Genomic DNA, 18994 nt, shown 5'->3' with positions numbered 1-18994 from the left:
TGTGGCGCTCGCGGCTACTTCTTCTCGACCGCGTGGCCGCCGAACTGGTTGCGCAGCGCGGCGATCATCTTCATCTGCGGGGAGTCGTCCTGGCGCGAGGCGAAGCGCGCGAAGAGCGACGCGGTGATCGCCGGCAGCGGCACCGCGTTGTCGATCGCGGCCTCGACCGTCCAACGGCCCTCGCCGGAGTCCTGCGCGTAGCCCTTGAGCCCCTCGAGGTGCTCGTCGTCGTCCAGCGCGTTCACCGCCAGGTCCAGCAGCCAGGAACGGATGACCGTGCCCTCCTGCCAGGACCGGAAGACCTCGCGCACGTCGGTGACCGAGTCGACCTTCTCCAGGAGCTCCCAGCCCTCGGCGTAGGCCTGCATCATGGCGTACTCGATGCCGTTGTGGACCATCTTCGCGAAGTGGCCCGCACCGATCTTCCCGGCGTGTACGGCGCCGAAATCACCCTCGGGCTTGAGGGCGTCGAAGACGGGCTGGACGGCGGCCACGTGCTCCGCCGCACCGCCGTACATCAGGGCGTAGCCGTTCTCCAGGCCCCAGACGCCACCGGAGACGCCGCAGTCCACGAAGCCGATGCCCTTGGCGGCCAGCTCGGCGCCGTGCTTCTCGTCGTCCGTCCAGCGCGAGTTTCCGCCGTCGACCACGATGTCGCCGGGCGAGAGCAGCTCGCCGAGTTCGTCGACGGTGGACTGGGTGGCCTCACCGGCCGGGACCATCACCCACACCACGCGGGGGGCCTGCAGGCTGTCCACAAGTTCGGACAGGCTGTGGACATCGGCGAGGTCCGGGTTGCGGTCGAATCCGATGACGGTGTGGCCTGCGCGGCGGATGCGCTCGCGCATGTTGCCGCCCATCTTGCCGAGACCGACGAGACCGAGCTCCATCAGGTGGTTCCTTAAGCGTCGAGGCGATTTTTCCCGGGATTTCCCCGCGTCCGAGCCTACGCCGGGCCGCGCGGGCCGGCCCAGCTGGCGCCCCGGGAAGGCGGCAGGCCCGGATCCGCGGGCGGCGGGTCCGGGCCTGGGCGGCCTGCTGGGTGCGGACGGCTCCGGGTCAGCCGGAGAGGCGCACCGGCATGATCAGGTACTTGTACGCCTCGTCCGCCTCGGCGTCGACGGCCGGGCGGCCGCTCAGCAGCGCGGGCTTGGTCGAGGTGGTGAAGCTGAGCTGGGCGGCGGGCGAGTCGATCGCGCTCAGGCCGTCCAGCAGGAAGGTCGGGTTGAAGGCGATCGAGATGTCGTCGCCCTCCAGCTTGGCGTCGACGCGCTCCACAGCCTGTGCATCGTCGCTGGAACCGGCTTCCAGGATCAGCACGCCCTGCTCGAAGCTCAGGCGGACCGGGGTGTTGCGCTCGGCGACCAGGGCCACGCGCTTGACGGCCTCGACGAACGGCGCGGTCTCGATCACGGCGACGGAGTTGAACTCGGTCGGGAAGAGCGTGCGGTACTTCGGCAGGTCGCCTTCGAGCAGCCGGGTGGTGGTGCGGCGGCCCGCGCCCTCGAAGCCGATCAGGCCCTCGCCCTTGCCGGAGCCGGAGAGCGCCAGGGTGACCGTGTCGCCGCTGGTCAGCGACTTGGCGGTGTCCAGGAGCGTCTTGGCGGGCACCAGGGCCACGGCCGAGGCCTCCGGGTCCTCGGGCTTCCACAGGAACTCGCGGACCGCGAAGCGGTAGCGGTCGGTGGAGGCCAGGGTGACGCGCTCGCCCTCGATCTCGATGCGCACACCGGTCAGCACCGGCAGCGTGTCGTCACGGCCGGCGGCGATGGCCACCTGCGCGGCGGCGGAGGCGAAGACGTCACCGGGAACGGTGCCGGTCGCGGTCGGCATCTGCGGCAGCGCCGGGTATTCCTCCACAGGCAGGGTGTGGAGTGTGAATCGCGAGGAGCCGCAGACCACGGTCGCCCGTACACCGTCTGTGGAAATCTCCACGGGCCGGTTGGGGAGGGCGCGGCAGATGTCGGCGAGCAGCCGGCCGGAGACGAGGACGGTGCCGTCCTCCTCGACGTCCGCCTCGACCGAGACGCGGGCCGAGACCTCGTAGTCGAAGCCGGAGAGGCTCAGGGAGCCTTCCTCGGCCTTCAGCAGAAGGCCCGCGAGAACGGGCACCGGCGGCCGGGCCGGGAGGCTACGGGCGGCCCAAGCCACCGCCTCCGCGAGTACGTCGCGCTCCACCCGGATCTTCACCGGAAACCGCCTCCTGCTGATTGCTGGCCTTCGTCGTCGGCTGGAGGCTCTCTGGCCCCGATGCCGAAGACCAGTCTGACGTACGGCGCCGACAGGCGTCGCTGCTGGCGGTCAAGTCGGGTGGGAGGTGTCGGGAAGCCGCTCTCGACGAGTTGTGCACAGGCCCTGCTTGAAAACCAGACCAGGCCTAACTGTCTATGGGGGTAGTAGTAGGGGCTGTGGATACGGTGGATAACTCCCTTTCCGCAGGTCAGCACCCCTTTTTTGTCCACCGACCCTGTGGGCGGAGCCGGTGGAAAACCCCTGGTGTCTGTGGAGAACAAAAACTTCTGCACAGGCCGTCCCCAGGAGGGCCCTGTTACTCCACAGGTGCGTCCCCAGGTTTCCCCCGGTACTCCACAACCCAAACGTCTACATCGGTGTGACGGCTTTCACTCGGGCCGGTGAGAAGGCCCCTCTTGTTGCCGAACAGTGGACAACGGTGTGGAGAAGCTCCCCGATCCTGTGCACGGCCGGTTCAAACCTGTGGGTTGCCGGTGGACAGAGCCGTGGATGAACCTGTGGACAAAAAGTTGTCCACAGCCTGTGGACAACGATTGCGCACAATTCCACAGGGTCATGACCTGGGCTGATGATCGCTCAGGCGGCGCCCCTGTGGACAGATTGTGGGCGACGGGAGCGGTCCCCAGGCTGTGGACGACCGAAAGTCCCCCGATCTGTGGATGAGTTGGCCCGCCGGGGGCGTATTCGAACAACTTGGGGGCGCACGCACGAAGAAGGGCGCCCCCGGTGTGGTCCGGAAGCGCCCTTCGAGGGTGCTCGCTGGCGGGCCAGAGGCCCGGAATCAGGCGTTCTTGATGCGGTTCGTCAGCTCCGTGACCTGGTTGTAGATGGACCTGCGTTCGGCCATCAGGGCGCGGATCTTGCGGTCCGCGTGCATGACGGTGGTGTGGTCGCGGCCGCCGAACTGCGCCCCGATCTTGGGCAGGGAGAGGTCCGTCAGCTCCCGGCAGAGGTACATGGCGATCTGCCGGGCCGTGACGAGCACCCGGCTGCGCGAGGAGCCGCACAGGTCGTCCACGGTCAGCCCGAAGTAGTCGGCGGTGGCGGCCATGATGTCCGAGGCCGTGATCTCGGGGGCCGAGTCCTCGCCGCCCGGGATCAGGTTCTTCAGGACGTCCTCGGCGAGGCCCAGGTCCACCGGCTGCCGGTTCAGGCTGGCGAAGGCCGTCACCCGGATCAGCGCCCCCTCCAGCTCGCGGATGTTGCGCGAGATCCGCGAGGCGATGAACTCCAGCACCTCCGGCGGGGCGTTGAGCTGCTCCTGGACGGCTTTCTTGCGCAGGATCGCGATCCGGGTCTCCAGCTCGGGCGGCTGGACGTCGGTGATCAGGCCCCACTCGAAGCGGTTGCGGAGCCGGTCCTCCAGGGTGACGAGCTGCTTGGGCGGCCGGTCGGAGGAGAGCACGATCTGCTTGTTGGCGTTGTGGAGCGTGTTGAAGGTGTGGAAGAACTCCTCCTGCGTCGACTCCTTGCTCGCGAGGAACTGGATGTCGTCGACGAGCAGGATGTCCATCTCGCGGTAGCGCTTGCGGAAGGCGTCGCCCTTGCCGTCGCGGATCGAGTTGATGAACTCGTTGGTGAACTCCTCGGAGCTCACGTAGCGCACCCGGGTGCCCGGGTAGAGGCTGCGCGCGTAGTGCCCGATCGCGTGCAGCAGGTGCGTCTTGCCGAGGCCCGACTCCCCGTAGACGAAGAGGGGGTTGTAGGCCTTGGCCGGGGCCTCGGCGACGGCGACCGCGGCGGCGTGCGCGAAGCGGTTGGAAGCGCCGATGACGAAGGTGTCGAAGAGGTACTTGGGGTTCAGCCGGGCCGTGGGCTCCAACGGGCCGGAGGAGGAGCCGCCGGAACCGCCGGTCGAGCCCGACTGCCGGCCGGTGCCGCTCTGTCCGCCGGGGCCACCCGGGCCGCCCGGGCCGGTGCGTCCCGGCGCGGGGCGGGGCGCGGGCTGCTCGTACTGCTGCTGCTCGTAGGAGGACTTGTCGTAGGACTGCTGCTCGTAGCCCTGCTGACGGTTCGACTCGTACTGCTGCTGTTCGTACGAGGGCTCGTAGCCCTGGGGTTCGGGCTGCTGGAGGTAGCCGGGCTGCGGGGAGGCGTACGGGTCGCGCTCCGGGTAGCCGCCGAGGCGGGGCTGCTGCCAGCCGTACTCGTCCTGCTGTCCGCCGCGCGGCCAGGCGCCGGGCTCGGGGCGCTGCTGCTGGTAGTCCGGGTAGGCGGGGCGCGCGGTGGGGAGGTGATCGTCGGTGGGGCCGGTGGGGCCGGAGTGCCCGGTGTGACCGCCGGTGCGCTGGCCGGGGTAGGGCCCCGGCTCGTAGGAGTCGTGCTGCGGAGCCTGCGGCTGGGGCGCGGGCTCGCCCGCCGAGTCGTCCACGGTGATGGCGATCCGGATGGGGCGGCCGCACTCGCGGCTCAGCGCGTCACTGATCAAAGGGGCGAGACGCCCCTCCAGGACCCGCTTTCCCCATTCATTGGGAACGGCGAGCAGCGCGGTGTCGGCGACGAGCGCCAGCGGCTGGCAGCGTTCGACCCACTGCTTGTCCTTGGGTTCGATGCCCTGCTGACCTTCCCCGAGCAGCTTCTCGAGCACGCGCGGCCACACTGCGGCAAGATCGGCAGGTACGTCAGCCACAGAGCACGCTCTCTCACGGGGGTCCCACGAATGTGTGGTTCTTTGGGACGGTCGGGACAAAAAATCAGGGGTCGAGCAACGGTAGTCAGGCCGACGGGTACGGTTCAAGTCGTTGTCCACAGCCTGTGCACAGTGGACCACGTCGCCAGCTCGGTTTGACCGGATGGCGTAGCCGCGCGTACCGTAACGAGGTCGAGTTGTCGATGGCTGCTGCCGCCTGCCTACCGATGGGCGAAGATCACTGATTGTGATCATGTAGCGGTGCCACTCGGGCGAACACGCGAGTTTCCTCGTGGGCGCACGGTGACAGCCAGGCGATGTCCCGCCACAACGATTCATTCTCTGGAGCCCCCGAGTGAGCAAGCGCACCTTCCAGCCGAACAACCGCCGTCGTGCCAAGACCCACGGCTTCCGTCTCCGGATGCGTACCCGTGCCGGTCGCGCGATCCTGGCCAACCGCCGCGGCAAGGGCCGTTCCGCCCTCTCCGCGTAACCAACGCACACAGGTCGTGACGTCGTGCTGTCTCCCGAAAATCGGCTGAGGCGGCGCGAGGACTTCGCGAGCGCGGTACGCCGAGGTCGCCGGGCTGGTCGCCCGCTCCTCGTCGTTCACCTACGTACCAGCGGTGCCACGGACCCGCACGAGCCGGGGGAGATCGATCCCTCGACGCGTGCGGGTTTCGTCGTCAGCAAGGCCGTGGGTGTCGCCGTCGTCCGTAACCGGGTCAAGCGCCGACTCCGCCATCTGGTCCGCGAGCGGCTCTCCGAGCTGCCCGCCGGTAGCCTGGTGGTGGTGCGTGCGCTGCCCGGAGCGGGTGATGCCGACTATGCCGATCTGGCCCGGGACCTGGATGCCGCACTGGCGCGGCTCCTGGGAGGCGTGGCTCGATGAAGTACCCGCTGCTCGCCCTGATCAAGCTGTACCAGTGGACGATCAGTCCGCTGCTCGGACCGGTGTGTCGCTATTACCCGTCGTGCTCTCGCTACGGGTTCGCGGCCATCGACCGGCATGGTGCGGTGAAGGGGACAGTACTGACCGCCTGGCGGATCCTGCGGTGCAATCCGTGGAGTCCTGGCGGTGTGGATCATGTCCCACCTCGTAAACGCCCGCGTTGGCACGAGCAGCTGCGCAGTGCGTTGCGTCGATCTCGCAATGCTCAAGGAGCCTGATTAGTGGACACGATTGCCAGTCTGTTCAGCTTTATCACCTATCCCGTCTCGTGGATCATCGTTCAGTTCCACAAGGTCTACGGCGCGGTCTTCGGTGCGGACAGTGGGTGGGCCTGGGGCCTGTCCATCGTGTCCCTGGTGATCCTGATCCGTATCTGCCTGATCCCGCTCTTCGTGAAGCAGATCAAGTCGACGCGGGGCATGCAGGCGCTCCAGCCGAAGATGAAGGTGATCCAGGAGCGCTACAAGAACGACAAGCAGCGTCAGTCCGAAGAGATGATGAAGCTGTACAAGGAGACGGGTACCAACCCGCTCTCCTCGTGCCTTCCCATCCTCGCGCAGTCGCCGTTCTTCTTCGCGCTCTACCACGTGCTCTCGAGCATCGCCAATGGCACGACCATCGGCGTCATCGACCAGTCGCTGCTGGAGAGCGCCCGCAAGGCGCACATCTTCGGGGCGCCGCTCGCCGCCAAGTTCATGAACAGCGCCGAGGACGTCGCGAAGCTCGGTGCCTCGATCGTCGACGTGCGCATCGTGACCGCGGTCATGATCGTCCTGATGTCGTTCTCGCAGTTCTACACCCAGCGCCAGCTGATGGCGAAGAACGTCGACCTCTCGGTCAAGACGCCGTTCATGCAGCAGCAGAAGATGCTGATGTACATCTTCCCGCTGATCTTCGCGGTGATGGGCATCAACTTCCCCGTCGGCGTCCTCGTCTACTGGCTGACCACGAACGTGTGGACCATGGGCCAGCAGATGTACGTGATCAGCCAGAACCCGACGCCGGGCAGCAAGGCGCAGGACCAGTACCTGACCCGCCTGGTGAAGCACCTCGGTTCGCACGGCGAGGTCAAGGGCCGCGGCAAGAAGAAGATCGTCGCGGCGATCGTGGCCAAGGGCCCGGACCGCAACGACAACGAGCGCAAGTTCATCACCACGCTGGCGAAGCAGGGGCTGGCCGCCCAGGCGGACGGTTCGGTGATCAAGAGCTCCGAGGCCACGGCGGACGCGGACGCGGCGAGCGGTGGTGCCGCGAAGCGGCAGCAGCCGAAGCGGCAGTCGAAGTCGCAGCGGCAGAGTCCGCCCCCCAGCAAGCCCTCCACCAAGAAGTAAGAAGGAGTCCATCCCGTGACGGAAGGCACCATCTCCGCCGCCGCTGCCGAGGGCGGCGACACCCTGACCCGCCTGGAGCAGGAGGGCGAGATCGCGGCTGACTATCTTGAGGGTCTGCTGGACATCGCGGACCTGGACGGCGACATCGACATGGACGTCGAGGCCGACCGGGCCGCGGTGTCGATCGTCAGTGACTCGGCCGGCCGTGAGCTGAGCAAGCTGGTGGGGCGTGATGGTGAGGTGCTGGAGGCTCTGCAGGAGCTGACGCGTCTGGCCGTCCACCGGGAGACCGGGGACCGCAGCCGGCTGATGCTGGACATCGCGGGCTTCCGCGCCAAGAAGCGCGAGGAGCTGGCGATCCTGGGCGCGCAGGCCGCGGCCGACGCGAAGGCCTCGGGCGAGCCGGTGAAGCTGGCTCCGATGACTCCGTTCGAGCGCAAGGTCGTGCACGACGCCGTGGCGGCGGCCGGCCTGAGCAGCGAGTCCGAGGGCGAGGAGCCGCAGCGCTTCGTCGTTGTGCTCCCGGCCTGATCGCAAGCGTGAGTGTTCGGCCCCGTCTGTGTCGCAGGCGGGGCCGAAGTTTGTCAGCCTGACTGTTGAACTACACGATTTTTAGTGCGGTACGGAAGGACGGTCCCCGTGACGGAGACAGCGGAGCTTCCCCCGGCGCCGGAAGAGGCGCACGCGGTATTCGGTGAGTACTTCCCGGAAGCTGTCCGCTACGCGGAGCTGCTGGCTGACGCGGGAGTGGAGCGCGGCCTGATCGGGCCGCGCGAGGTCCCACGGCTGTGGGAGCGGCACCTGCTGAACTGCGCGGTGCTGTCCGAGGTGGTGCCCGAGGGCGTCACCGTGTGCGATGTGGGTTCCGGGGCGGGGCTGCCGGGGATTCCGCTGGCCCTGGTGCGGCGGGACCTGAAGATCACCCTGCTGGAGCCGCTGCTGCGGCGCACGAACTTCCTCCAGGAAGCCGTGGAGCTGCTGGGCCTGGACCACGTGACCGTGGTGCGCGGCCGCGCGGAAGAGGTCCTGGGCAAGGTGCAGCCGGTGCACGTGGTGACGGCGCGCGCCGTGGCCCCGCTCGACCGGCTGGCCGGCTGGGGCGTGCCGCTGCTGCGTCCGTACGGGGAGATGCTGGCGCTGAAGGGCGACACGGCCGAGGAGGAGCTGGTGGCGGCGAAGGCCGCGCTGACGAAGCTCGGTGTGGTGAAGACCTCGGTGCTGCACGTCGGCGAGGGGGTCGTGGATCCGCTGTCGACCGTGGTCCGGGTCGAGGTCGGAGAAAGCCCCGGCGGGGTGAGGTTTGCGGCCAAGCGGGCTAAGGCGGCCCGGGTGTCCCGGACGCGTCGACGTCGCTGACGGGTGGTCCCAGCGGGCTTGCCGAGTCCATCCATGGGTCCGTTGCGCCCTATAGGTATGGATTTCGGAGTGTCGTAGCGGGCTGATGACTCCGTCCGGGCATCGTGTTTCACGTGAAACGTCGCTCTCTGCTGCACGGAATCATCAGCCGCGGCCGCGCGGCCACCTCCCCGCGTGACCGCAAGGACAACCCGAGGGTGATCGAGTTGTCCACAACGGGGGAATCATCCACAGGAGTACGGGCCCCGCTGGTTCGCGACCCCGATGGCATGGCAGGCTCTGTTCATCGCGAGCCTGATGTCGAGGAGAGTGAACCCGTGCGGTCTGACGCCAACCTCGCGGGGCCGATGGCCGACCCGGTCCCCGGTCCCCGCTCAGAGTCGGCGGGCGACGATGTTTCACGTGAAACATCGCCTCCGCCCCTTGTAGACAATGACACCCCCATCGGTCGTGCCGCCCAATTGGCGGTAGAGGCGTTGGGCCGGGCCGGTGAAGGTCTGCCACGACCTGACCAGACCCGGATCATGGTGGTCGCCAACCAGAAGGGCGGCGTCGGTAAGACCACGACGACCGTGAACCTGGCGGCGTCACTGGCACTGCACGGCGCGCGCGTCCTGGTCATCGACCTCGACCCGCAGGGCAATGCCTCCACCGCGCTGGGCATCGACCACCACGCCGATGTTCCGTCGATCTACGACGTGCTGGTCGAGAGCAGGCCGCTGCTGGAGGTCGTGCAGCCGGTGGCCGATGTCGAGGGCCTCTTCTGCGCTCCGGCCACGATCGATCTGGCGGGTGCCGAGATCGAGCTGGTGTCGCTGGTGGCCCGCGAGAGCCGGCTCCAGCGGGCGATCCAGGCGTACGAGCAGCCGCTCGACTACATCCTGATCGACTGCCCGCCCTCGCTGGGCCTGCTGACGGTGAACGCCCTGGTCGCGGGCGCGGAGGTGCTGATCCCGATCCAGTGCGAGTACTACGCGCTGGAGGGTCTGGGACAGCTGCTGCGCAACGTGGACCTGGTACGGGCGCACCTCAACCCGAATCTGCACGTCTCCACGATCCTGCTGACCATGTACGACGGCAGGACCCGGCTGGCCTCCCAGGTCGCCGAGGAGGTGCGCAGCCACTTCGGCAACGAGGTGCTGCGGACGAGCATCCCGCGGTCGGTGCGCATCTCGGAGGCGCCGAGCTACGGCCAGACGGTGCTCACCTATGACCCGGGCTCCAGTGGCTCCCTCTCCTATCTGGAGGCGGCGCGAGAGATCGCGCTGCGGGGGGTCGGAATCCAGTACGACGCCCGGCACGCCCATCTGGGCGCCGGTGTGAACAGCACGCAGAGCATGTCGGAGGGGATCCAGTGAGTGAGCGACGTAGGGGTCTGGGGCGGGGACTCGGTGCGCTGATCCCCGCGGCTCCGCAAGAGAGGACTCCGGCGGCCGTGGGCGCCGGATCGACGTCACCGTCGGCCGTACCGCTGCTGCCGTCGGAGCGGGGGATCGCGGCGGCGAAGCTGGCGTCGCTGGCGCAGGCCGATGTTTCACGTGAAACGGAGCGGGCCGCGGCCGCCGCCGAGCCGGAGACGACCGGGCTGTTGGAAGCGACCCCGGTGGCCGGGGCGACGTTCGCCGAACTGCCCATGGACGCGATCACGCCCAACCCGCGTCAGCCGCGCGACGTGTTCGACGAGGACGCGCTGGCGGAGTTGGTGACCTCGATCCAGGAGGTGGGCCTGCTCCAGCCGGTGGTCGTGCGGCAGTCGGCTCCGGGTCGCTACGAACTCATCATGGGCGAGCGGCGCTGGCGGGCCTGCCGCGAGGCGGGGCTGGAACGCATCCCGGCGATCATCAGGGCGACCGATGACGAGAAGCTGCTGCTGGACGCGTTGCTGGAGAACCTGCACCGGGCGCAGCTGAATCCCCTGGAGGAGGCGGCGGCGTACGACCAGCTGCTCCAGGACTTCAACTGCACCCATGACCAGCTGGCGGACCGGATCGGACGTTCGCGTCCGCAGGTCTCCAACACGCTGCGGCTGCTGAAGCTCTCGCCGCCGGTGCAGCGGAGGGTGGCGGCCGGCGTCCTGTCGGCCGGGCACGCGCGGGCGCTGCTGTCGGTGGAGGACTCCGAGGAGCAGGACCGACTGGCCCACCGGATCGTGGCCGAGGGCCTGTCGGTGCGTGCGATCGAGGAGATCGTCACCCTGATGGGGTCGCAGCCGACGAGTTCGGTGAAGCCGAAGGGGCCGCGGGCGGGGACGCGGGTGGCTCCGGCGCTCAGCGATCTGGCGTCGCGGCTCTCGGACCGCTTCGAGACGCGGGTGAAGGTGGATCTGGGCCAGAAGAAGGGCAAGATCACCGTCGAGTTCGCGTCGATGGAGGACCTGGAGCGCATTCTGGGGACGCTGGCACCGGGTGAGGGCCGCGTACTGGAACAGGGGCTCGCCGGGGAGTGATCCCCGGCCGCCGTGGGGCGGGTCGTGCCGGTGAGAGCCGGTACGGCCCGCCCCTTTGCCGTGCTCCGGTGTTGGAGAGCGGGGCCTGTGGATACGATGCGTTCATGGGTCGCCGGGTCGTACCGCTCACGCTGGACAACCTCCGTGACCTGCCCAGGCGTTGCCGCTCCTGTGTGTTCTGGGAGCTGGACCCCGTCAGCGGCAATGCCGCGGTGAAGTCCGGTACCGCGGAGCAGGAGAAGGAAGCGTGGATCTCCGCGGTCCTGCTGGAGTGGGGTTCCTGCGGCCGGGTGGTCTACGTCGACGAGGTCCCGGTGGGGTTCGTGCTGTACGCCCCGCCCGCCTATGTCCCGCGGTCGATCGCCTTTCCCACCAGTCCCGTGTCGCCCGACGCCGTGCAGCTGATCACGTCGTGGATCATGCCCGGCTACCAGGGGCAGGGCCTGGGCCGGGTGATGGTGCAGACGGTCGCGAAGGACCTGCTGCGGCGCGGGTTCCGGGCGATCGAGGCCTTCGGGGACGCGCGCTGGGAAGGGCCGGCCTGCTTACTGCCGGCCGACCACCTGCTGTCGGTGGGCTTCAAGACAGTGCGGCCGCACCCGGTGCATCCGCGGTTGCGGCTGGAGCTGCGGTCCACCTTGTCGTGGAAGGAAGACGTGGAGATGGCGCTGGACCGGCTGCTGGGCGGCGCGCGCAAGGAACCGGCGCTGCGGCCGTTGTGAGCCGGGTGGTGGAGAACGCGCGGACGGGGCCGCCCCCGCAGGGGCGGCCCCGTCCGTGTTCCCGCAGGTCTCAGCGGGTGGAGGTCTTGGAGCCGAGGCGTCCAGGACGCCATGGGTCCCGGACTGCTCAGGCGACCGGCTTGATGGTCACGAAGGCGTCGAGGTCGCGCAGGATGGCGGCCTTCGGCTTGGCGCCGACGATGGTCTTGACGACCTCGCCGCCCTGGTAGACGTTCAGCGTCGGAATGGACATGACGCCGTACTTGGCGGCCGTGTCCGGGTTCTGGTCGATGTTGAGCTTGACGATCTCGATCTCGTCGCCGTACTCGGCCGCGATGGCCTCCAGGGACGGGGCGATCTGGCGGCACGGGCCGCACCATTCGGCCCAGAAGTCCACCAGAACGGGCTTCTCGCTGGCCAGGACATCTGCGTCGAAGCTCGCGTCGGTCACAGTCTTCAGGGTGCCGGCCACAGCGGCCTCCTTTTTCTTCTGCGGGGTGTGGGGTGTGGGGTGGTGCCGTTGAGAGGGACTCAGACCGCCGCGGCGGCGTGCTCGGCGTCCGTGAGGGCGGCCAGGAAGCGCTCGGCGTCGAGGGCGGCGGAGCAGCCCGTGCCGGCAGCGGTGATGGCCTGGCGGTAGGTGTGGTCCACGACGTCACCGGCGCCGAACACGCCGGTCACGTTGGTGCGGGTGGAGGGGGCGTCGACCTTGAGGTAGCCCTCGCCGTCCAGCTCCAGCTGGCCCTTGAAGAGTTCGGTCCGCGGGTCGTGGCCGACGGCGATGAAGAGGCCGGTGACGGGCAGCTCGGAGGTCTCGCCGGTCTTGGTGTTGCGCAGGGTCAGACCGGCCAGCTTCGGGTCGCCGTGGATCGCGGCGACCTCGCTGTCCCAGGCGAACTTGATCTTCGGGTCGGCGAAGGCGCGGTCCTGCATCGTCTTGGAGGCGCGCAGGCTGTCACGGCGGTGGATGATCGTGACGGACTTGGCGAAGCGCGAGAGGAAGGTGGCCTCCTCCATCGCGGTGTCGCCGCCGCCGACGACGGCGATGTCCTGGTCCTTGAAGAAGAAGCCGTCGCAGGTGGCGCACCAGGAGACACCGCGGCCGGAGAGCGCGTCCTCGTTGGGCAGGCCGAGCTTGCGGTGCTGGGAACCGGTGGTGACGATGACGGCCTTGGCGCGGTGCACGGTACCGGCGGTGTCGGTGACCGTCTTGATGTCACCGGTGAGGTCGACCGAGACGATGTCGTCCGGGACCAGCTCGGCACCGAAGCGCTCTGCCTGGTCGCGCATGTTGTCCATGAGGTCGGGGCCCATGATGCCGTCACGGAAGCCGGGGAAGTTCTCGACCTCGGTGGTGTTCATGAGCGCACCGCCCGCGGTGACGGCGCCCTCGAAGACGAGGGGCTTGAGCGAGGCACGTGCGGTGTACAGGGCAGCCGTGTAGCCGGCCGGCCCGGAGCCGATGATGATCACGTTTCGGACGTCGCTCACGGGTACTTTCCTCGTCTCTGCGGACTGCTTCTTGCCTACCGGGGGGCCGGTGCGGACTCTCACCCCACCCAACGGATCCTACGGCGCGAGCATTCCCGAGTTGTCCTCGTGGCGTCCGTGACGGTTCAGCGTCGCGGGTAGGTACTGGTCAGCAGGACCTTTCCGGGTCCGGCTCCGGGGGTGTCCGCGCAGCCGGATGCGACGAGATAGGCGTCCACCCGGGCGGTGTCCCCGGAGTGCGGCAGGACGACCAGGTAGACCGGGGCGCCCTGGTAGCTGCCCCGCTCGCTCGCGAGCGGCGTATCCGGTCGGCCGGTGCCCTCCTGGACGCACTGCGGCAGGGCGTCGGCGGTCCGGCGGTCCTGGGGGGCGACCGCGCCGTCGGGGGCGACGTTCTGGAGTCCGGGGCTCTGCTGTGTCGTGCTGGCCTGCCCGGTGGTGTCCGCCGCGGTGAGCAGCTGTTCGACGGTGGCGCGCAGGTTCTGGGCGGAGTACTCCCCCGAGGTCTTGGGCTCGGCCAGTGTGCTGGCCGCGTCCGTGCGGGCGCGGTCCCCCGAGGAGGAGTCGGGCAGCGCGGTGAACAGGAAGACCCCGAGGGCGCAGGCGGCTGCTGTGACCAGTCCCGTCACCACGGCGAACCGCCTGCGGGCCCGGCGGCGCCCGGGGCCGGTGGACCCACTCGGACGGCCTTCGGGGGCACGGGTGGCGGGCGGTGTTTCACGTGAAACATCGGGCCCGGAGCGGCGGCCGGGAGTCGAGAGGGGCTGCGGGGCGGGAGCGCGGGAGTCGAGGAGCGCTTCGGCGGCCAGCGCCGCGTCGATGCGGCCCGCGATGCCCACGGGCATCCGGGGTGGCCCGGGCAGCGTGCCGAGCAGGGAGCGGATCTCTTCCAGGGACGCGCGGACGTCGGCGCACAGGGCGCAGTCGGCCAGGTGTCGCCGTACCTCGGACGTCCGTGAGGGAGACAGCAGGCCCTCGGTGAGGTCGGAGATCTCCGAGACGTCCGGGTGTCGGATCGTGCCGGTCGTATCGGTCGCACCGGTGGCACCGGTCGGCGGGTTCATGCGCGTCCACCTCCGCCCTTCACCGAGTCTGGGTCTGGATGCCTTGGGTCTGCCGCTGGTGGGACGGATGTCCCCTGCGTCCGGTTCCTTCCCCGCTCGGCGGGAGTGTTATCCCCGGGATCGGCGCGCAGATGAGTGAGTAGTGGGACGAGTTTTGCCCGGCCACGGGCGCACCGGCTCTTCACGGTCCCGGTGGGGACGTCGAGGATCCGGGCGGCCTCGGCCACGGGATAGCCCTGCATGTCGACCAGGACCAGGGCGGCCCGCTGGTCGGCGGGCAGGGTGGCCAGGGCGGCCAGGAGCTGCCGGTGGAGGTCATGGCGCTCGGCGGGTGCCTCGGCGGACTCGTGGGGCTCCAGGAGCCGCTCCAGGCGGTCCGTGTCGTCGAGCGGCGCCGTCTTGCGCGAGGCGGCCTTGCGGGCCCGGTCGAGGCAGGCGTTGACGGTGATCCGGTGCAGCCAGGTGGTGACGGCCGATTCGCCGCGGAAGGTGTGGGCGGCCCGGTAGGCGGAGACGAGGGCGTCCTGGACGGCGTCGGCGGCCTCCTCGCGGTCGCCGAGCGTGCGCAGGGCCACCGCCCACAGCCGGTCGCGGTGGCGCCGCACGAGTTCACCGAACGCGTCGGGGTCTCCGGCGGCGTGCAGCGCCAGGAGTTCCTGGTCACTACGACCACCGGGTGCGGCGTCGTCCAACGGTGAGCCCCTCCCCTGCCGCGGCCTCAGCCGGAGAACTTCACGTCCGTCACGCCCTGCTTGAAGCCCTCGCCGCTGTACTGGTCGACACCGGACATGGGCATGGCCGTGAACCAGACGAGGACGTAGCGCGTCTTGACGGGCTTCTCCGCCGTCAGGGTCAGGCTGGTCTCCGAGGTGGTGCCCGTGGTGATCTTCTTCATGGAGCCGACTTGAGCCGACGAGGACATGGAGTCGGCCGCGTAGAGCGTGGCCGTGGTGTGGTCACCCGGGTAGCGCAGCCCTATCGAGGCCGCGGAGACCTCTTGTTCGGATCCGAGGTCGTAGATGATCCCGACGCCGGCCTTGTAGTGGGCCTTCAGATCGGGGCCGTCGACGAAGCTCCTGGTGTGCCAGTAGCTGGAGGTGTCCCCGTCGTAGGTGTTGGGGACGCCCGCCGTGTCCTGGGCCTTGCCGTCCGGGTAGTACTCCTGCGCGGTCTTGATCGCGATGGGGGCGGGAGCCTTCTTCGCCGGAGTGTCGTCGCCCTTGGGCTGCGGGTTCTGGTGCTCCCCGGCGCTGCCCTGGTTGCCCCGCAGGAGGGTGTCGGCCAGCTGCCAGCTACCCAACCCGAGCGCGGCGATGAGCAGCGCGGCGACACCCCACTTCAGGGCGCGGCCGGTGCGGCTCTGGAGCGGGGGCGGCGGGGGGAGGGGGGCCAGCGGGGTGGCGGTGGCGACCCCGTTGTGGGTCGCCGGACGGCCGTAGCTGCCCTGCTGGTAGGTCGTGTGCTGGTATTCGGGCGGAGCGGTGAACGCGGGCTCGGGAGGCCGGATGCGGGGCATCGCGGCCACGGCCTTGGCCAACTCCTCCGGGGTGGTGCAGGCGGGTTCCTGGCGGGAGGCGGTGGCCCCGTCGTTGGCGAGCGCCCGCATGGCGAGTTCGCCGAGCCCGCGGTGGACGCCGGCGCGGACCTGGTCCGGGGCGATCAGGCCGACGCCCTTGGGCAGGCCGGTGAGGCCGTAGGCGTCGCTCTCGTAGGGCCAGCGCTGGGTGAGGGAGGCGTAGAGCAGTGCGCCGATCGCCTCGGTGTCCGCTCGCTGCGGGGTGTCGCTGGTGATGCCGCGCAGCGCGGCGTTCACGGCGAGGCCGCGGATGCGGTACTGGCCGGTGGAGGTGCGCAGTATGGCGCTCGGGGTGAGCCGCAGATGGGCCAGGCCCTCGCGGTGGGCCGCCGTCATGGCCTGGGAGATCTGGCTGACGAGCTGGTAGGCCTCGTGGGGCTCCAGCGGGCCCGCGGCCAGCAGGGCCGTCAGTTCGGTGGCGTCGGGCAGCCATTCGTGGACGACGTAGACGAGGTCGTTCTCCTCCACGGCGTCGAGGACCTGGACGAACCGGGGGTCACCGAGCAGGGCGGAGGAGCGGGCGGCGGCCAGGACCGAACGGGCCCTGGGGTGGTCGGCGGGCAGCAGGTGGACGCCCACGGCCCGGCGCAGCTTCTCGTCCATCGCACGCCAGCTGCTGAATCCGTCCAGACGGGTGACGCACTCCTCGAGCCGGTAGCGCCGGGCGAGCTTGTGACCGCTGTGCAGCTCGGGGGCGGCGGTGGGCGCGGTGGCCTTCGCCTTCTTGGGTTCGCCGTCCGATTCGGGCATGAGTCCGTCCGCGGCTCGTCCGTCCTGGATCTCCGCCCCGTCGGCCGTGGCCTTGGCCGCCTCGGCGGCCGGCGGCTCTTCGCCGCTGTTGTCGGCCACGTCGACGGCAGCCGTGCTACGTTCCGCCACCGTCGTTCCTGCCTCCCCATCCGTTACGCGCTGTCGGCCAGTCTGCGAAGCCATGCCAATTGTGCCCACAGTCCGACGCTATGCACGACACGCTAGGGGGGCCGATGGTTGTGCGCATCAGCGCCCCAGACGTCCGCGCACCATTCCGACCATGGCGTTGAGTTCCTCGATCCGCATGCGCTTGGCGGCGATGAGGAATACGGCCGCCAGAGCGATGCCACCGCCGACGAGGGAGGCCAGGGAACCGGTCACTCCGCTGCCGAGCAGTCGGGTGATGCCGAAGGCCACGCCACCTCCCACGACGGCCGCGGGGAAACAGGCTCCGGCGAGGCGGGCGTAGGTCCGCATCACGTGCGCGCCGTCCAGGTCCCCGCCCAGTCGGGTGCGCAGGCGACGCCAGGCCACGCCGACCCCGACCGCGTAGCCGAGGCCGTAGGCGGCGGCCATGCCGACCACGGCCCAGCGCGCGGGCAGGACCAGGAAGGCGGCGATCGAGACCGCCGCGTTGACGCCCGCGACGATGCAGGTGTTGTAGAAGGGGGTGCGGGTGTCCTCGTAGGCGTAGAAGCCGCGCAGGACGACGTACTGCACGGAGTAGGGGATCAGCCCGAGGCCGAAGGCCATCAGCACGTAGCCGATGTTCTGCGCGCCGGCGCCGGAGCCCGCGTAGAGCAGGGTGGCCATCGGCACGCCGAGGGCGAGGAACGCGAAGGCGCAGGGGACGATCGCGACGGCCGAGGTGCGCAGCCCGTAGGAGATGTCGTCGCGGACCGCGGCGACGTCCCCGTCGTGGGCCGAACGGGAGATCCGGGGCAGGACCGCGGTCATGACGGACACGGTGATGATGGCCTGCGGCATCTGCCACAGCAGCAGCGCGTAGTTGTAGGCGGTGATGCCGGTACCCGGGTGGCCCTGCTTCTCGGCGACCGAACCGGCCCAGGTGGCCAGCTGGGTGACGACGACCAGACCGACCTGGTTGGCGAGGACGAAGAAGAACGTCCACTTGGCCAGCCCGGCGGCCTTGCCCAGGCCGTGGCCCTTCCAGTCGAAGCGCAGCTTCGGGGAGAATCCCGCGTCCCGCAGGTAGGGCAGCATCGCCAGGGCCTGGACGGTGAGGCCCAGCAGGGTGCCCAGACCGAGCAGTCGGACGCCGTCGGCGGTGACGGTGGCGGCGTTGACGCCGGAGGTGGTGAAGCCGCCGAAGGCCCAGATGAAGGCGCCGAAGGTGGCGATGACGACGATGTTGTTGAGGACGGGGGTCCACATCATCGCGCCGAACCGGCCGCGGGCGTTGAGGATCTGGCCGAGGACCACGTGCACGCCCATGAAGAACATGGTCGGCAGGCAGTAGCGGGCGAAGGCGACCGCGACGTCCATCTGCTCCGGGTTCGAAGCGATCTTCGGCGACATCATCGTGATGAACAGTGGCGCGGCGAGCACACAGACCGTGGTGATGCCCGCGAGCAGGACCACGACGAGGGTCAGCAGCCGGTTGGCGTAGGCCTCTCCCCCGTCGTCGTCGTTCTTCATGGCCCGCACGAGCTGCGGGATGAAGACCGCGTTGAGGGCGCCACCGCCGACGAGGACGTAGATCATCGTCGGCAGGGTGTTGGCGATCTGATAGGTGTCGTTGAAGGTGCCGACACCGATCGCACCGGCGATGACCAGGGTGCGCAGGAATCCGGTGAGCCGCGAGACGATCGTGCCCGCCGCCATGAGCGCGCTGGACTTGAGCAGGCTCGACGCGCGCCCGGCGGGCTTGCTGGGCGCGGGGGCGGCGACCGGGGCTTCCTCGGTCGCGGGACGGGGGGCCGCCTGCTGGTCCCGGTACAGGTGCGCGAAGGCGTCCGGTTCCGGCTGCTGGTCGGTGGCCTGGGTGACGAGCGAGTCGACGCCGACGAACTGCGTGGTGGTCGCGTGGTCGCCGTACGGCATGTGGCGGGAGGGGCCGTCCGGCTCGGGCGGCGGGGTCTGGGCCCAGACGCGCGGGTCCGGGGCGTAGGCGGGGGTCGCCGGGGCCGCGTAGAGCGGACCGGGCTCCTGGTAGGTGCCGGGAGGCGGCGGCGGGTGCGCGGCCCGGTCGTAGAGGACCTCGGCCACCGGATCCTGCGCCGACAGGTCCTGCGACCGGTACGGGTCGTAGCCGTAGGCGTCCTGGACATACGGGTCGTGCTCCGGCGCGGCGGCAGGCGGAGGTACCTGCCCCGGTACCGGGGTGCCCGGGGCAGTGCCCTGGGCGGGCGCGGGACCGCCGGCGCCCTGCCCGCGGTCACCGTCGTACGGCGCGTTCATCGA

At 69.7% G+C, this 18994-nt stretch carries 18 protein-coding genes; 9 read left to right on the top strand and 9 right to left on the bottom strand.

Going from position 1 to position 18994, the window contains the following annotated elements; all coding sequences use genetic code 11:
- Positions 1-14: 14 nt before the first annotated feature.
- The 3 genes from gnd to dnaA form a co-directional block, all read right to left on the bottom strand.
- Positions 15-890 (bottom strand): phosphogluconate dehydrogenase (NAD(+)-dependent, decarboxylating), encoded by an 876-nt coding sequence (gene gnd, locus ACZ4UB_RS01090; RefSeq protein ID WP_468067443.1) that lies wholly within the window; start codon positions 888-890, stop codon positions 15-17.
- A gap of 169 nt (positions 891-1059) precedes the next feature.
- Positions 1060-2190: a DNA polymerase III subunit beta gene (dnaN, locus tag ACZ4UB_RS01085; protein WP_354378837.1), complete on the bottom strand. Its 1131-nt coding sequence runs from the start codon at positions 2188-2190 to the stop codon at positions 1060-1062.
- A gap of 844 nt (positions 2191-3034) precedes the next feature.
- Entirely contained in the window at positions 3035-4882 is a 1848-nt protein-coding gene (gene dnaA / locus ACZ4UB_RS01080; RefSeq protein WP_354378838.1) for a chromosomal replication initiator protein DnaA, read from the bottom strand.
- A gap of 355 nt (positions 4883-5237) precedes the next feature.
- On the opposite strand from dnaA, the gene rpmH reads away from it, so the two are divergent.
- The 9 genes from rpmH (at position 5238) to ACZ4UB_RS01035 (ending at position 11689) form a co-directional block, all read left to right on the top strand.
- On the top strand, positions 5238-5375 hold the full coding sequence (rpmH, locus tag ACZ4UB_RS01075; protein ID WP_112448007.1) for a 50S ribosomal protein L34: 138 nt from the start codon (positions 5238-5240) through the stop codon (positions 5373-5375).
- Positions 5376-5399: 24 nt separating this feature from the next.
- On the top strand, positions 5400-5774 hold the full coding sequence (gene rnpA / locus ACZ4UB_RS01070; protein WP_354378839.1) for a ribonuclease P protein component: 375 nt from the start codon (positions 5400-5402) through the stop codon (positions 5772-5774).
- Positions 5771-6052: a membrane protein insertion efficiency factor YidD gene (gene yidD / locus ACZ4UB_RS01065; protein WP_385773742.1), complete on the top strand. Its 282-nt coding sequence runs from the start codon at positions 5771-5773 to the stop codon at positions 6050-6052. Before rnpA ends, yidD begins: the two co-directional genes overlap by 4 nt.
- 3 nt (positions 6053-6055) lie before the next feature.
- Positions 6056-7165, top strand: coding sequence for a membrane protein insertase YidC (yidC, locus tag ACZ4UB_RS01060; protein WP_468067441.1), 1110 nt, complete (start codon positions 6056-6058; stop codon positions 7163-7165).
- Between the two features lie 15 nt (positions 7166-7180).
- Positions 7181-7696: a Jag family protein gene (locus ACZ4UB_RS01055; protein WP_467968085.1), complete on the top strand. Its 516-nt coding sequence runs from the start codon at positions 7181-7183 to the stop codon at positions 7694-7696.
- Between the two features lie 108 nt (positions 7697-7804).
- Positions 7805-8521 carry a 16S rRNA (guanine(527)-N(7))-methyltransferase RsmG gene (gene rsmG / locus ACZ4UB_RS01050; protein ID WP_354378842.1) on the top strand — a complete coding sequence of 239 codons (717 nt, stop codon included), beginning with the start codon at positions 7805-7807 and terminating at the stop codon, positions 8519-8521.
- 269 nt (positions 8522-8790) lie between these two features.
- A complete protein-coding gene (locus tag ACZ4UB_RS01045; RefSeq protein ID WP_354378843.1) occupies positions 8791-9879 on the top strand; it encodes a ParA family protein in 1089 nt (362 codons plus the stop codon).
- Positions 9876-10967, top strand: a complete 1092-nt coding sequence (locus ACZ4UB_RS01040) for a ParB/RepB/Spo0J family partition protein (RefSeq protein ID WP_468067439.1) — start codon at positions 9876-9878, stop codon at positions 10965-10967. The genes ACZ4UB_RS01045 and ACZ4UB_RS01040 overlap by 4 nt, the downstream gene beginning before the upstream one ends.
- Positions 10968-11071: 104 nt before the next feature.
- A complete protein-coding gene (locus tag ACZ4UB_RS01035) occupies positions 11072-11689 on the top strand; it encodes a GNAT family N-acetyltransferase (protein WP_354378845.1) in 618 nt (205 codons plus the stop codon).
- Positions 11690-11816: 127 nt separating this feature from the next.
- On the opposite strand, the gene trxA is transcribed toward ACZ4UB_RS01035, so the two are convergent.
- The 6 genes from trxA to murJ all read right to left on the bottom strand — a co-directional run bounded on the left by trxA (position 11817) and on the right by murJ (position 18991).
- Positions 11817-12161, bottom strand: a complete 345-nt coding sequence (trxA, locus tag ACZ4UB_RS01030) for a thioredoxin (RefSeq protein WP_354378846.1) — start codon at positions 12159-12161, stop codon at positions 11817-11819.
- A gap of 59 nt (positions 12162-12220) precedes the next feature.
- Positions 12221-13180 (bottom strand): thioredoxin-disulfide reductase, encoded by a 960-nt coding sequence (trxB, locus tag ACZ4UB_RS01025; RefSeq protein WP_354378847.1) that lies wholly within the window; start codon positions 13178-13180, stop codon positions 12221-12223.
- Positions 13181-13305: 125 nt separating this feature from the next.
- On the bottom strand, positions 13306-14244 hold the full coding sequence (locus ACZ4UB_RS01020) for an anti-sigma factor (RefSeq protein WP_468067438.1): 939 nt from the start codon (positions 14242-14244) through the stop codon (positions 13306-13308).
- Positions 14241-14936, bottom strand: a complete 696-nt coding sequence (gene sigM / locus ACZ4UB_RS01015; protein ID WP_354378849.1) for an RNA polymerase sigma factor SigM — start codon at positions 14934-14936, stop codon at positions 14241-14243. Before sigM ends, ACZ4UB_RS01020 begins: the two co-directional genes overlap by 4 nt.
- Positions 14937-14962: 26 nt before the next feature.
- Positions 14963-16699 carry a protein kinase family protein gene (locus ACZ4UB_RS01010; RefSeq protein ID WP_468067437.1) on the bottom strand — a complete coding sequence of 579 codons (1737 nt, stop codon included), beginning with the start codon at positions 16697-16699 and terminating at the stop codon, positions 14963-14965.
- A gap of 117 nt (positions 16700-16816) precedes the next feature.
- Positions 16817-18991, bottom strand: coding sequence for a murein biosynthesis integral membrane protein MurJ (murJ, locus tag ACZ4UB_RS01005; protein WP_468067436.1), 2175 nt, complete (start codon positions 18989-18991; stop codon positions 16817-16819).
- Positions 18992-18994 lie beyond the last annotated feature (3 nt).

The organism is Streptomyces sp. NPDC028419, from assembly GCF_055565515.1.
Note: the sequence above shows the minus strand (reverse complement) of the source record. Positions and strands in the feature narration are given on the sequence as shown.